The sequence below is a fragment of the Luteimonas cucumeris genome, from assembly GCF_007830035.1.
Classification (GTDB): Bacteria; Pseudomonadota; Gammaproteobacteria; order Xanthomonadales; family Xanthomonadaceae; genus Luteimonas_C; species Luteimonas_C cucumeris.
This window is the reverse complement of record NZ_VLKN01000003.1, coordinates 402,851-415,759: the sequence shown is the minus strand read 5'-3', so window position 1 is coordinate 415,759 and position 12,909 is coordinate 402,851. Positions and strand designations below refer to the sequence as shown.

The window sequence follows — 12,909 nt, the reverse complement described above, 5'->3', positions numbered from 1 at the left end:
GGATAATTAATCTATTGCTGCGGATGGAGCCCATAGTCAGGCTGGCACTTCTGTAAATGAGTCATCGCTACGATGTCCATCGCCCTTCGAGTCACACATGAATCCGCAAAAACTACATCGTCAAGTTGATATCGAGCGATCGAGAGAATTCTCGCAGACACAGTTGGCGCTGGCGTTGGAGAACGCTGAGAACGAAGGTTGGCGCGTATCCGCGGCGAAGCTGCAAGGCGCTGCGCCACTATCGAATAGCGAACGATGGCATCCGCGGCGCTTGATTCGTGCGCTGTCACGTGAGTTCGAGTCTTGGGCAGGTACGCGGCAACTGAGCCTAAAGCAGTTGCATGCCGAACTGATCGCATCCACTTTCCCTGATGCAACCCATGATCTCGAAAACCGTGATCTGATCGCCCTGATCCGTGAAGACCTACGCGATGCCGTCCTGTGGAGCGAACCAGAAGACATGAAACCCTTGAGTGCTTGGCGTGCACGCTATAACGACATCGATCGTTGCCTGAGAAATCCATAGTCCCAGGCCCCGCCAGCAGGTCGTTCTTCCATGGCCACTGATACGCAATATGGGCCGCGCAAGCGGCCCTTAGCTTTTACTGGATCGGGTTCCTGTGAGCGCGTTCTCCTGCTCAGGTCACTGTAATCTGTGCAACGCAACCACCAGTCCGCGCACGTGCTCGACATCGGTCTGCAGCCAGTCGCTGGACAGGCCCGGTAGGCCAGGGTTGCGATAGCGCATGGCGGAGATACGCATCGATCGCGCCGAGGCATGGAATTCGTGCGCGCTACTGAGCGCGGCCAGTTGTCCGATGTTTGCCGCGTCGACGCCGGCGCCAGCCATGACGCGGATGCGGTCGCCCGCCTGGCGCACCGAGGCTGCGATGTTGGCGGCACCCATCAGGGCATTGGCGCATGCGCCGGAGGTCAGCACGCGTTCGCAGCCCAGTCCGATGATCGCCTGCAATGCCTGCACCTGATCGCAGGTGGCATCGAAGGCGCGATGGAAGGTCACGCCAAGCGTGCCGGCTGCTGCGACCAGTTCGCGACATCGCGATGCGTCGATGGTGCCATCGGCCTCCAGTGCACCGATCACCACGCCGTCGCAGCCCAGCCCGACGCAGTGCTCAATGTCGCGGCGCATTACTTCGAATTCCGCATCGTCGTACAGGAAGTCGCCGCCACGCGGACGGATCAGCACGTACAGCGGGATGCGCAGGCGCTCGCGCGTGACCGCCAGGGTGCCGTGCGAAGGCGTGGTGCCGCCCTCGCCCAGGTTCTCGCACAACTCGATGCGGTCGGCGCCGCCCTCCTGGGCCGCCATTGCCGAGGCGAGCGAATTGGCCGCAATTTCAAGCAGGGGCCGGCTCATTTCTGTTCCGTCGCATACACCGACGCGGCTTCGTGCAGTTTGTCGTGCGGTCCTGCCCCGGCATCGTGCATGGCGTAGACGAAGCCTTTGTGCAGTGCATGCGCGCCTACATCGCCGTTTTTGTTGATGGCAAGGAAACAGACCTGCAGCGTCCTGCTGGCTTCCGGCCGCTTGCGCACGACGCGGTCGATCGCCTCGCGGCAGGCCTCGGCCGGCGAGCGTCCCTGCCGCATCAGTTCGACGACGAGGAAGCTCGCGGCGTTGCGGATCATCTCTTCGCCGACGCCCGATGCGGTCGCCGCACCGACCTCGTTGTCGACGTACAGGCCAGCACCGATGATCGGGCTGTCGCCAACGCGGCCGTGCATCTTCCAGGCCATGCCGCTGGTGGTGCAGGCACCGGCGAGCCTGCCACCGGCATCGAGGGCGAGGATGCCCAGAGTGTCGTGGTTTTCCTTGTTGCCCGGCACCTTGGTGCGCTCGGCATTGATCCGTGGCTGGTACTGCGCGGTCTTCAACCACTCGCGCCAGGCCTTTTCCGCCTCGGGCGTCAGCAGTTCTTCCCTGGGAAACCCCTGCTGCACCGCGAACTGCTGCGCGCCCTCGCCCACCAGCAGCACGTGCGGCGTCCGTTCCATCACCCGCCGAGCCACCGACACCGGATGCGCGATGTCCTGCAGCGCGGCCACCGCGCCACAGCGGCCATCGCCATCCATGATGCTGGCGTCCAGGGTCAGGACGCCATCGCGATCCGGATTGCCGCAGCGCCCCACGGTGGGATTGCACAGTTCGCTCTCGGCCCAGCGTGCACCGGCTTCGACGGCATCCAGCGCGGAACCGCCCTTCGCGATGACCTGCCATGCCGCCTGGTTGGCCGACACGCCGAAATCCCAGGTCGACACGATGCGCGCCGACGAGTTTGCGGGATCGGCGCGCATCGCACGCGGCAACGCCAAAGCACCGCCGGCCAGCAATGAGGTCTGCAGGAAGTCGCGGCGTGTCGTCATCATCTGGATTCCAGTCTGGGTGCGCCGTGCGCACGAATGCCGGGCCGTCTTGGCGACGGCCCCGCAACGAAGATCATTCGGCCGCGTCGCGGTCCATGTACCAGGCCGCGGCGCCGATCAGTCCGAAGCGGCCGTGCTCGATCACCCGCACCGGCACGCGCTCCAGCACGGTACGCAGTACGCCCTTGTTGAGGAAGCGCGTGGCGAAATCGCTTCGCAGCAGGAACGGGGCGATGTGCGCGGGAATGCCGCCCGCGAGGTACACCGCCCGGGCGCCGAACATCAGCACCAGGTCGCCGACCAGGCTGCCAAGCATGGCGCAGAACACCTGCAGGGCTTCCAACGCCTGCGCATCGTCGCCACGTTGCGCCGCCTGCGCGATATCGGTGGGCACCGCAAGGCGCGGTGCAGTCCCGTCCATCTCGCACAGGCAGCGATAGGTGCTGAGCAATCCCGGTCCCGACAGTACGCGTTCGTTGTCGACATGGGGCCAGCGCTGCAACAGCCGGCGCAGGATTTCCAGTTCACGCTCGTTGCCCGGCGCCAGCGCGGCATGGCCGGCTTCGGTGGCCAATACACTGGCGCGACCGCCTCGCGATGAGGCCGGCGACCACAAGGCCGCGCCCAGTCCCGTACCCGGGCCGATGACCAGCGTCGGTCCGGCTGGCTGGGAAGTCGACGGACCGGCGAGCAGCACGGCTGCGGCCGGATCGATGTAGGGCGTGGCGTGGGCCATCGCCTCGAAATCGTTGATCAGCACCAGTTCGTCCAGCGACAACGCCTGCTGCATCTGCGACAACGATACGGGCCACGGCAGATTGGAATTGACCAGCTCATCGCCGCGCAGCACTCCGGCAATGGCGATGGCTGCGCGCCGGGCCTGGTCCACGCCGATCGTCTCGATGAAGTCGCGCGCGATCGCCGACAGGCTTTCGTGTTCGGCGCAGACGTACTGCCGGTAATGCAGCATCGTCGCCGCATCATGGCCCATGCCCGCCTGCATCAACGCGATCCTGGCATGGGTGCCGCCGACATCCGCGGCGATGAAGGGCCGCTCCAGCAACGACCCGGCAGGCAGCGTTGCGATTGCGCTTTGGGCCATTGCGCTTCCGTCGTGAGGGTTGCCGGGTTACGGCGCGGTGGATTCCGTGCGGTGATTATTGAACATTCCGTGCGACATTCCCATCGCGGACGGACATTGCACGGCGCCGTTCCGCAGCCTGTCGTCGCGGCAACCGCCTTCGAAGGTGCCTGGCTTACGGCGGTACCCGGGTTTTCGGTATAAAGCCATTGGCCACAAGGAAACCGCATGCCGTTCGACGACGTCTATATCACCGCCACCGGTGCGTACTTTCCTGGCGAGCCTGTCGGCAATCGCGACATCGACCGCTACATCGCGCCGCTGAATGCGTTATCGCCGCGCATCAAGCGCCGCATCCTTGGCGAGAACGGCATCCAGACCCGTCATTACGCCATAGACGAACATGGCCGCAGCACGCACAGCTGCGCGGCGCTCGCGGCCAACGCGGTGCGAGCCTGCCTCGGCTATGATGTCCAGTCGGCGCTGGCCGGGATCGACCTGCTGGCCGCCGCCAGCTCCTCCGGCGACCTGATCCTGCCGGGCTTCGCCAACATGGTGCAGGCGGAACTGCGTGCGCCGGCCATGACCACTGCCAGCCACCATGGCGTCTGTGCGTCGGGCATGGCGGCGCTGCAGCATGCGGCGCTGGCGTTGCAGCACGGCCAGCATCGCAATGCCGTGGTCGCAGCGGCGGAATTCCCGTCACGCCTGTTCAAGCGTTCGCGATTCGCGCCGGGCGGTTACAACGCTGATTTCGACGCGCACTTCCTGCGCTGGATGCTCTCCGACGGCGCTGGTGCCTGGCGGCTGTCGACGCGCCCCGGCGACGGCATCTCGCTGAAGCTCGAACAGCTGCATCTCAAATCGTTTTCCGGCGAATTGCCACTGTGCATGCAGGCCGGGCAGGCGCCGGACGGACGCCCCTGGGGCGACCACGAGGATTTCAGCACCGCCGATGCCGCCGGCGCCATGCTGCTGCGCCAGGACATCCGCCTGCTGCCGCAACTGTTCGACGTGGCCACGCATGAATACGTAAAGCTGGCGCAGTCCGGCGCGATCGATCCGTCGCGCGTCGACCACTTCCTCTGCCACTATTCGTCGGAACGCTTCGCGCCGGTCGTGAAGCAGTGCCTGCAGCTGGCGCAGCTCGAAATCCCCGAACACAAGTGGTATAGCAACCTCAGGTTCCGCGGCAATCTCGGTTCGGCGTCGATTTTCACCATGCTCGACGATTTCATGCGCGAACGCCGGCCGCAACCGGGCGAGACGATCCTGTTGTTCGTGCCGGAGTCCGGGCGTTTCACCGTCGCCTTCGCCCTGCTCAAGGTGGTCGATGCCGCCACGCCGGCCGTATCTGCAACGACGAAAGCACGGCCGGCCGAGCCGGCCTCGCCCACGCCACTGCCGGAACCGCCACACACTGCCGACGACCGGCAGCTGCCCGAAGTCGCGCGCCTGCTGCGCGAACTGGCACTGGTCTGGCACGACTACCGCAGCCGTGTCTGGCGCACGCCGCTGGTGGGCAAGATTCTCGACGGCAGCGTCGGCAAGCCCGACTACGTGAACTGGATGGAACAATGGGTGCCACAGGTGCGGCAGGGCAGCCTGTGGATGCGCGAGGCCGCCGATCGTCTCACGCCCAAATACGCGGTGCTGCGCGACACCGTGCACCACCATGCCGACGACGAGCAGTTCGACTACAACGTGCTGTTCGAGGATTACCGCACTGCCGGCGGCAAGGTCGCGTCGCTCGACGAACTCAAGCGCAATCCCGGCGGCGAGGCATTGAACGCCTACCTGCACGCACGCGCGGCGCAGCCGGACGCCCTCGGCCTGCTCGGCGCGATGTACATCATCGAGGGTACCGGCCAGCGCATCGTGCCGGCGCTACTGCCACTGCTGAGGCAGCGACTGGGCTGGCTGGGACGCAGCTTCAACTTCCTTGCCTACCACGGCGAGAACGATGTGGCCCACCTGCAGCGCTGGCTGGCCGCCGTCGAGGTGGCGCTTGCGATCGGTGGCCGCGCCATCGCCGACGAGATCGTCGATGATGCGCGCCACACCGCGGTACTCTACGCGCGACAGCTGGAGATGATCCGTTGAGTTGCGGGAGAAACTTCGGCGCCAGGCGCATCGCGACCTGAGGCCTTCCGCATCGACGCGTCATCCCCACGCACGGCAGAACGATGAGGTGGATGTGAGCAGGACCGAACAGTGGCTCGATGCACCGCACGATCCGCGCGACCCGAACCCATGGCTGGCGCTCTACCTCGACGCCAGCGGTCCCCTGGCCGACGAGGTCAAGCGTGCCTGGCTGTCTGATGCGGCCTCCCGCTCGCGCCAGTTCGTGCTGCCAGTGGTGCGTCCGCTGGCACGACTGGCAATCGTGCTGATCCAGTTGCTGAAAATTGTGATGCCGAAAAGCCTGACCTCGTCGCCGGTGCTGCACCGGCTGATCGTGTGGGGCATGAAGACCTTTGTGCGGCCTGAAGCGAACTGGCTGATCCTGCGCCACTTCCATCTCGGCTCGCAGGTGCTGGCGTTCATCGGCAGGAACGCCTTGCCCGGCCAGACGCTACCGTCGCATCCGCTGAAGCCGGCCGACATCGACGCGCTGCGCGGCGACGTATTCCTGCAGCACGACCTCAACCTGTTCAACTTCGTCATCGATCTCAACAGGGCGCTCGGCGGCAAGCCGATCCAACCACCGCAACGCCCCGACTTTTCGATGATCGAACAGCCTTCGCTACGACTGCAGGACATGCCGGATCGCTGGACCAACTTCATCGACCTGCAGACCGCGATCGAGGTCTACACGCCGGTGTACCAGCTGTTCCTGACCGACAACGACTTCTGGCGGGCGACCAATTCGCTGCAACTGGACGAAGTGATCGCGATCTACGCCGCCACCCTGCTGAGGAAGCCGGAATACCTGGTGTTCCTCAACAACAAGCATCCGCTGGTGCCGCTGACCACGCTGCGTGCGGGCTTCCGGCTGGTGCTGCATGGCTTGTCGACGGAAATGCTGCATGCCTTGCTGAGTCGCGCCAAGGCGGAGCAGGCGGCTGCCGCCTGAGAAATCGCGGCCGTCGTCGATGACGCAAGAAAAAACGGGCCGCGTTCGCGGCCCGTTTTTCTGGAGGCACATCGATACGGATTACGAGCGCACCGGCACCAGCGTGATCTCGACGCGGCGGTTCTGCGCCCTGCCCGATTCGGTCTCGTTGCTGGCGATCGGATGCGATTCGCCGGCGCCGACGATGATGAAGCGGTCGCGCATCAGCCCCTTGCCCATCAGGTAATTACCGACCGCATTGGCGCGGCGCTCGGACAAGGCCTGGTTGTAGGCCTCTGTGCCGACGCTGTCGGTATGGCCAGCGACTTCGATGACGGTCTGGTTGTACTCGCGCAGCGTGTTGGCGACATTGTCCAGTACCGGATAGAAGTTGGGATCCAGGTTGGCGCTGTCGAACGCGAAGGTGATGCCGCTGGGCATGTTGAGGGTGATGTTGTCGCCTTCGCGGATCACATCGACGCCGGTGCCGGCGGTACGCTCTCGCAGGATCTTTTCCTGACGGTCCTGGTAGGCACCGATGGCGCCGCCGGTCAGGCCACCTACGCCGACGCCGACCAGTGCGCGCTGGCGACGCTCGGTAGCATCACCGCCACTGAGCAGGCCGGCCGCGGCACCGATCGCGGCACCGATCAGCGCGCCCTTGCTGGTCTGGCTCATTCCGCCCTGCTGCCCCTGCTGGTTGGGCGGCGGGGCTTGGTTGCCGTAATAGCCGCCACTGCTGGCGCAACCGGCCAGCAGCATGCTGGCGGAGACGACCGCTGCGATCGCGGATTGCTTGAACAGGTTCATCGTGACTCTCCTCGTCTCTGGCAATTGATCGTTGCCGAATGGATCAGCGCCGACAAGCTAATCATGCGCACGTCGCCGATGGGTGACGGAAACCCAAACGGCTGCAGCGATACATACATCCGGTTCAGCCTTCCTCGGACATCAGCGCATACGCGGATACCGAATCCAGCGAGCGCTCCCAGTCGCCCATCAGCGCCAGGTACAGCAGCTTGTCGAACTCGGGACCGAAGCGACGGATCACGGCGTCCGGGTCGGGGATGAGTTTCGCATCGGCGATCAGTCCAAAATGCACGCGGCCGTTGTAGCTGAGGATCGATATGCCGATGCCGATCGAGCCGGTCTGCGGCACCCAGAACATCATCTCGCGCAAGGTGCGGCCGGCCATGTACAGCGGTTGCTGTGGCCCGGGCACATTGGTGGCCACGGCACTGGCCTTGCGGCTGAACAATTCCAGCGCCAGGCCCTGCAACGCAGTCGGCGCCATGCCCAGCGCCGCCAGCAGGCCGAAAGCGACGATCGCCTGCCGCGACCCCTTCAGCTGGTTCATGCATTCGGCCACGTGCTCCAGCCGGCGGACCGGGTTGCCCTCGCCGACTGGCAAGTCGAGGAATACCAGGCCGAAATGGTTGCCGAGCTTGCGAGCGTGTTCGAGCGGACGCAGGTTGACCGGCACGGTCGCGCGCAAGGTCATGCCTTCGACATCGTCGCCGCGCTCCAGCATGTAGTCGCGCAATGCGCCGGCGGCGGCAGCCATCAGCACGTCGTTGACCGTGCAATCGCAGGCACGGCCGACCGCCTTGACCTCTTCCAGGTCCAACGGTGGCGCCCAGGCCACGCGCTTGCTGACGCCGAGCTTGCCGCGCAGCATCGACGGCGGGTCGTCCGGCAGGGCCAGCGCGTACAACAACTCGCGTGCGATCTCGCCACCTTCCCTGGCCAGCATCGCGGCCAGCGTCGGATCCTGGACCATTGCCACGCCCTTGCCGAACATCTTGCCGCCGAGCCGCGTGTAACGCTCGACCGCGCCGACGCGGCGCGCGACATCGACGCCATCCTGCTTCAACCAGGCCTTGGCCAGTTCGCTGCCCTTGTCCGGCACGCGCTTCGTGTCGGTCAACGACAGCAGCACCTGTACCAGCGCGATGCCGTCGGCGTAGCTGTGGTGGATGCGCGCGACCAGCGCGGAACCACTGTCGTATTTCTCAACCAGGTGGAACTGCCAGAGTGGCCTGGCCTTGTCGAGCGGGCTGGATGCCAACTGGCTGACGAAGCGCTCCAGCGCCCTTTTTTCGGAAACGCGCCGGTCGCCACGGCCGGGCAAGGCGGCCAGCTGTACGTGCCGGTCTAGGTCGAAGTGCTCGTCGTCCTGCCATGCTGCGCCTGCAGCAGTATTCACCGGTTTCTGCCGGAATCGTGCGTACGACAGGAAACGTTTCCGGATCACCTGCTTCAGCTTCGCCAGCGACATCGGCTCGGCGAACATCAGCACGCCGGTGATCATCATCGGGTTGGTCGGGCGCTCCATGCGCAGCCACGCGGTATCGACGCGCGACATGGCCTCCTTCGGCAGCGCCCGCTTGCGCCGTGGCTTGTCCTCGCCCTGCTTGGGCATCGCATGCTCCCGCTGGCAATGCGGCAGTGAATCATGGCTGCCTGAAGGCGGTCAACGCGGATCGGCGTCGATGGTGGTGGCGTTTTCGCGCAGGTGACACCATAGGGCGTGAAAGCGGTCGCCAGGGTTGGTAACGCTGCTAGCGCTGCTCGTAGTCGAAGCCCGCGTCGCGGATATGCCGGGCGAAGAATTCGCCGTGCGACCCGGCCGTCATCAAACCGGTGTGGACGTTTTCCGGCACGTCGAAGTAACGATAGACCGTGCCGCTGTTGAACTCGATCTCAAGGATGCGCCGGTCGGGGTCGTACCCGACGCTGCGCAGTGCATCCGATTCGACTGGTTCGCGGCGCATTCCGGCTCCGGCGGTATGGTCCCCCGGCTATTCGAAGCTTCCCACGCTGTCGTGGGACAGGTTGTCGAAGCGCGTGTATTCGCCGAAGAACTTCAGCTTGAGCGAACCGGTCGGGCCGTTACGCTGTTTGCCGATGATGATCTCGGCCAGCCCCTTGTCCGGCGAGTTTTCCTTGTTGTAGTAGTCGTCGCGATAGATGAATACGATCACGTCCGCATCCTGCTCGATGGCACCGGATTCGCGCAGGTCGGCCATTACCGGACGCTTGTCGGTACGCGTTTCCAGGGATCGGTTGAGCTGCGACAGCGCGATCACCGGCACGTTCAGTTCCTTGGCCAGGCCCTTGAGTCCGCGCGAGATCTCGGAGATCTCGGTGGCGCGGTTCTCGCTGTTGCCCGGCACCGCCATCAGCTGCAGGTAGTCGATCACGATCAGGCCCAGGTCGTGCTCGCGCTTCAGGCGCCGCGCCTTGCTGCGCAGCACTTCCGGCGACAGCGCCGGCGTGTCGTCGATGAAGATCTTGCCTTCGCGCAGCATGCGGATCGCGCTGGTGATGCGGCTCCAGTCCTCGTCCTCCAGCTGGCCGGTGCGCAGGCGCGTGGCATTGACACGGCCATTGGACGAGATCAGGCGCAATGCCAGCTGGCTGGCCGACATTTCCATCGAGAACACCGCGACCGCCTTCTTGGTCTTGATCGCGGCGTACTCGGCCATGTTCAGCGCGAACGTGGTCTTGCCCATGGCCGGACGCGCGGCCAGGATGATCAGGTCGGTCGGCTGCAGGCCGGCGGTCATCTCGTCGAACTCGGTATAGCCGGTTGGCAGGCCGGTGATGCCGCCTCCGTTGGCATAACGGGTCTGCAGCACGTCGAAGGCCTCGGCCATCGCCTTGTTGACCGGGGTGAAATCGCTGCGTCCGCGCGCGCCGGCCTCGGCGATGCGGAACACGTCCTGCTCGGCCTTGGCCAGGATCTCGCCACTGTCGCGACCGTCCGGCTGGAAGCCGTCGTTGACGATGCCGGTGCCGACATCGATCAGCTGTCGCAGCACCGCCTTGTCGCGCACGATCTCGGCATAGGCGGCGATGTTGGCTGCCGAGGGCGTGGTGCTGGCCAGCTCGACGAGATAGGCACCGCCGGCGACCTGCTCGATCAGGCCTTGCGACTCGAACCACTCGCCCAGGGTGACCGCATCGTAGGGCCGGTTCTTCTCGGCAAGCTCGCGGATGGCGCGGAAGATCAGCTGGTGATCGCGGCGATAGAAATCATTGTCGGTGATCTGGTCGGCGATGCGGTCGAACGCATCCGGCGCGAGCATCAGTCCTCCGAGCACCGCCTGCTCGGCCTCGACCGACTGCGGAGGTATGCGCAACTGCTCGATGCGGCTGTCGCCACGGTCGTTGCGGAGGTCGTTGCGGAAACCGGGGCGTGCTGACATCGAAGCAGGTGACTCCTGGGAAGCGTAGCCGTCGAAGGCGATCAGGTTGTGATTGCGACCAGGCATCGTAGGCGTCCAGGCTGTGCGTTCGCGATGGAACAAGCTGTGGATAACACCTCTTTCTTACCTGCGGTCGTTCTCATGCGGTGAGATGACGGCCACCGACCGGTGATCTTCAAGCAAAGGCGGCATGCTGCCTCGCAACATGCGGGTTCGCTAGAGGGCAAAAGAAAACGGGCGCCTCGCGGCGCCCGTCCTTGTGTCGATGTCGTCCTGTATCAGCCGGCTTCGGCTTCCACGATCACCTTGACCGGGGTTTCGACGTCGGCGTGCAGGTGCACGATGACCTCGAACTCGCCGATGTGGCGGATGGCGCCTTCGCCCATCACCACTTCCGACTTCTCGACGGCGACGCCAGTGGCGGCAGTCAGTGCTTCGGCGATGTCGCGCGGACCGACCGAACCGTACAACTTGCCCTCGGCGGAGGCGTTCGCCTTCAGCGTGACGCTGGCGCCTTCCAGCTTGCCGCGACGTGATTCGGCCTCGTCGTGGATCGCCTGGGCCTTGGCCTCGTACTCGGCGCGGCGCGCCTCGAACTGGGCGACGTTGGCCTCGGTGGCCGGCACGGCCTTGCCTTGCGGCACCAGGTAGTTGCGGCCGTAACCCGGCTTGACGTTGACCTTGTCGCCAAGGTTGCCGAGGTTGACGACTTTCTGCAGCAGGATCAGTTGCATTTCATTGACTCCGTATTCGTTAGCGACGCATCGCGCCGCAACTGTTGGCTGTCCGAATGACAGGTATTGGTTACTCACCTTCACCCAACCCTCTCCCGCACGCAGGAGAGGACTCAAGCTCAGGCGTTGTGGTTGTCCGTGTACGGGATCAGCGCCAGGAAGCGGGCGCGCTTGACCGCGGTGGCCAGCTGGCGCTGGTAGCGCGACTTGGTACCGGTGATGCGGCTCGGCACGATCTTGCCGGTCTCGGTCAGGTTCTGGCGCAGGGTGTTGAGATCCTTGTAGTCGATCTCCTTGACGCCCTCGGCGGTGAACTTGCAGAACTTGCGGCGGCGGAAAAATTTGGACATGGCGGTATGCTCCTAGAAAGCGTGCTCAGGCGGCTTCGGCGGTGGTGTCGGCTTCGGGGGCAGCGGCATTGCTGCCCTCGCCTTCGCCTTCCTCGTCACGGCGGCGGCGCTCGCCACGCTCGGGCTTGTCGCCCTTCTCGTCCTTGTTCTTCATGATCAGCGACATCTCGGTGTCGGCCTCGTCGCGGCGCATCACCAGGTGGCGCAGGATGGCGTCGTTGAAGCGGAAGCCGTCGACCAGCTCGTTCAGGCCTTCCTGGCCGACTTCGATGTTGAGCAGCACGTAATGGGCCTTGACCAGGTCCTGGATCGGGTAAGCCAGCATGCGGCGGCCCCAGTCTTCGAGACGATGGACCTTGCCGCCGGCGTTCTCGATCAGGCTCTTGTAGCGCTCGACCATGGCCGGCACCTGCTCGCTCTGGTCCGGATGGACCAGGAACACGATTTCGTAATGACGCATTGTGATTCCTTGTGGATGGGACCCGGATCGCATCCGGGCCGGACAGCTCCCCGCCCGCCCGGATGGGCGCGGTGGAGCAAGGGTCTTCCTTCCATCGGCAGGCCCAGGAAAAGAGCGCGACACGGAAGGAAGCCGGAAATTATGCCGGTTCAAGGACTTGGGGGCAAATCCAGGCTCCAGGAGCCATCCACCGGGCTTATCCGCCCCATGTTCGACGGGGTCGGTTTGCCGGGGATGGGGGGCGAGACGCTGGACGGGCCCGGAAACGACCCGTAGCCGCTCAAGCCGCTGCGGCGTCCGTCGTGAAGCTTTCGCCGCAGCCGCATTCGGCCGCCACGTTGGGGTTGCGGAACACGAACTGCTCGTTCAGCCCCTGCTTCAGGAAGTCGATTTCAGTGCCGTCGACCAGTGCCAGGCTGTCGGCATCGACGTGGATCCGTACGCCGTCCTGCCCGAAGACCGTGTCGCTCTCGCGCTGCTCGCGGGCCAGGTCGACCACGTAGCCCCAACCCGAGCAGCCGGTGCGCTTGACGCCGAAACGCAGGCCGATGGCGCCCGGCGTTTCGGCCAGGTAGGTCTTGACGCGTTCAAGGGCGGCGGGAGCGAGGATGATGGCCATGGACGGGATTCTAC

The 12,909-nt window shown here is 64.9% G+C and carries 14 protein-coding genes; 3 read left to right on the top strand and 11 right to left on the bottom strand.

Features of this window, described 5'->3' with window-relative positions:
• Positions 1–97: 97 nt before the first annotated feature.
• A complete protein-coding gene (locus tag IP90_RS07970) occupies positions 98–526 on the top strand; it encodes a hypothetical protein (RefSeq protein ID WP_144899075.1) in 429 nt (142 codons plus the stop codon).
• 117 nt (positions 527–643) lie between these two features.
• Here IP90_RS07970 and IP90_RS07965 read toward each other — a convergent pair whose 3' ends face one another.
• The 3 genes from IP90_RS07965 to IP90_RS07955 form a co-directional block, all read right to left on the bottom strand.
• Entirely contained in the window at positions 644–1,378 is a 735-nt protein-coding gene (locus tag IP90_RS07965; protein ID WP_144899074.1) for a copper homeostasis protein CutC, read from the bottom strand.
• Positions 1,375–2,385 carry a glycosylasparaginase gene (locus IP90_RS07960; protein WP_144899073.1) on the bottom strand — a complete coding sequence of 337 codons (1,011 nt, stop codon included), beginning with the start codon at positions 2,383–2,385 and terminating at the stop codon, positions 1,375–1,377. Before IP90_RS07960 ends, IP90_RS07965 begins: the two co-directional genes overlap by 4 nt.
• Positions 2,386–2,458: 73 nt before the next feature.
• Positions 2,459–3,487 (bottom strand): glucokinase, encoded by a 1,029-nt coding sequence (locus tag IP90_RS07955; RefSeq protein ID WP_144899072.1) that lies wholly within the window; start codon positions 3,485–3,487, stop codon positions 2,459–2,461.
• Positions 3,488–3,694: 207 nt separating this feature from the next.
• On the opposite strand from IP90_RS07955, the gene IP90_RS07950 reads away from it, so the two are divergent.
• Positions 3,695–5,569 carry a 3-oxoacyl-[acyl-carrier-protein] synthase III C-terminal domain-containing protein gene (locus tag IP90_RS07950; RefSeq protein WP_144899071.1) on the top strand — a complete coding sequence of 625 codons (1,875 nt, stop codon included), beginning with the start codon at positions 3,695–3,697 and terminating at the stop codon, positions 5,567–5,569.
• A 94-nt stretch (positions 5,570–5,663) separates the two neighbouring features.
• Positions 5,664–6,542 (top strand): DUF6999 family protein, encoded by an 879-nt coding sequence (locus tag IP90_RS07945; protein ID WP_144899070.1) that lies wholly within the window; start codon positions 5,664–5,666, stop codon positions 6,540–6,542.
• Positions 6,543–6,623: 81 nt separating this feature from the next.
• On the opposite strand, the gene IP90_RS07940 is transcribed toward IP90_RS07945, so the two are convergent.
• The 8 genes from IP90_RS07940 to IP90_RS07905 all read right to left on the bottom strand — a co-directional run bounded on the left by IP90_RS07940 (position 6,624) and on the right by IP90_RS07905 (position 12,895).
• Positions 6,624–7,331 (bottom strand): YiaD family glycine zipper/OmpA-like lipoprotein, encoded by a 708-nt coding sequence (locus IP90_RS07940; RefSeq protein WP_144899069.1) that lies wholly within the window; start codon positions 7,329–7,331, stop codon positions 6,624–6,626.
• A gap of 124 nt (positions 7,332–7,455) precedes the next feature.
• Positions 7,456–8,943 carry a WS/DGAT/MGAT family O-acyltransferase gene (locus IP90_RS07935; protein ID WP_144899068.1) on the bottom strand — a complete coding sequence of 496 codons (1,488 nt, stop codon included), beginning with the start codon at positions 8,941–8,943 and terminating at the stop codon, positions 7,456–7,458.
• A 139-nt stretch (positions 8,944–9,082) separates the two neighbouring features.
• Positions 9,083–9,295: a KTSC domain-containing protein gene (locus IP90_RS07930; protein ID WP_144899067.1), complete on the bottom strand. Its 213-nt coding sequence runs from the start codon at positions 9,293–9,295 to the stop codon at positions 9,083–9,085.
• A gap of 27 nt (positions 9,296–9,322) precedes the next feature.
• Positions 9,323–10,732, bottom strand: a complete 1,410-nt coding sequence (locus tag IP90_RS07925) for a replicative DNA helicase (RefSeq protein ID WP_144899253.1) — start codon at positions 10,730–10,732, stop codon at positions 9,323–9,325.
• Between the two features lie 278 nt (positions 10,733–11,010).
• Positions 11,011–11,466, bottom strand: a complete 456-nt coding sequence (gene rplI / locus IP90_RS07920) for a 50S ribosomal protein L9 (protein ID WP_144899066.1) — start codon at positions 11,464–11,466, stop codon at positions 11,011–11,013.
• A gap of 119 nt (positions 11,467–11,585) precedes the next feature.
• Positions 11,586–11,816 carry a 30S ribosomal protein S18 gene (gene rpsR / locus IP90_RS07915; protein WP_137265408.1) on the bottom strand — a complete coding sequence of 77 codons (231 nt, stop codon included), beginning with the start codon at positions 11,814–11,816 and terminating at the stop codon, positions 11,586–11,588.
• Positions 11,817–11,841: 25 nt separating this feature from the next.
• Positions 11,842–12,276: a 30S ribosomal protein S6 gene (gene rpsF, locus IP90_RS07910; protein ID WP_144899065.1), complete on the bottom strand. Its 435-nt coding sequence runs from the start codon at positions 12,274–12,276 to the stop codon at positions 11,842–11,844.
• Between the two features lie 280 nt (positions 12,277–12,556).
• Positions 12,557–12,895 carry a HesB/IscA family protein gene (locus tag IP90_RS07905; protein ID WP_144899064.1) on the bottom strand — a complete coding sequence of 113 codons (339 nt, stop codon included), beginning with the start codon at positions 12,893–12,895 and terminating at the stop codon, positions 12,557–12,559.
• Between the last annotated feature and the right edge of the window lie 14 nt (positions 12,896–12,909).

What these genes read in the sequence shown, in the direction of transcription:
- IP90_RS07970 (WP_144899075.1), top strand. Translation starts at nt 98, where the DNA reads ATGAATCCGCAAAAACTACATCGTCAAGTTGATATCGAGCGATCGAGA.
- IP90_RS07965 (WP_144899074.1), bottom strand. Translation starts at nt 1,378, where the DNA reads ATGAGCCGGCCCCTGCTTGAAATTGCGGCCAATTCGCTCGCCTCGGCA.
- IP90_RS07960 (WP_144899073.1), bottom strand. Translation starts at nt 2,385, where the DNA reads ATGACGACACGCCGCGACTTCCTGCAGACCTCATTGCTGGCCGGCGGT.
- IP90_RS07955 (WP_144899072.1), bottom strand. Translation starts at nt 3,487, where the DNA reads ATGGCCCAAAGCGCAATCGCAACGCTGCCTGCCGGGTCGTTGCTGGAG.
- IP90_RS07950 (WP_144899071.1), top strand. Translation starts at nt 3,695, where the DNA reads ATGCCGTTCGACGACGTCTATATCACCGCCACCGGTGCGTACTTTCCT.
- IP90_RS07940 (WP_144899069.1), bottom strand. Translation starts at nt 7,331, where the DNA reads ATGAACCTGTTCAAGCAATCCGCGATCGCAGCGGTCGTCTCCGCCAGC.
- IP90_RS07935 (WP_144899068.1), bottom strand. Translation starts at nt 8,943, where the DNA reads ATGCCCAAGCAGGGCGAGGACAAGCCACGGCGCAAGCGGGCGCTGCCG.
- IP90_RS07930 (WP_144899067.1), bottom strand. Translation starts at nt 9,295, where the DNA reads ATGCGCCGCGAACCAGTCGAATCGGATGCACTGCGCAGCGTCGGGTAC.
- IP90_RS07925 (WP_144899253.1), bottom strand. Translation starts at nt 10,732, where the DNA reads ATGTCAGCACGCCCCGGTTTCCGCAACGACCTCCGCAACGACCGTGGC.
- rplI (WP_144899066.1), bottom strand. Translation starts at nt 11,466, where the DNA reads ATGCAACTGATCCTGCTGCAGAAAGTCGTCAACCTCGGCAACCTTGGC.
- rpsR (WP_137265408.1), bottom strand. Translation starts at nt 11,816, where the DNA reads ATGTCCAAATTTTTCCGCCGCCGCAAGTTCTGCAAGTTCACCGCCGAG.
- rpsF (WP_144899065.1), bottom strand. Translation starts at nt 12,276, where the DNA reads ATGCGTCATTACGAAATCGTGTTCCTGGTCCATCCGGACCAGAGCGAG.
- IP90_RS07905 (WP_144899064.1), bottom strand. Translation starts at nt 12,895, where the DNA reads ATGGCCATCATCCTCGCTCCCGCCGCCCTTGAACGCGTCAAGACCTAC.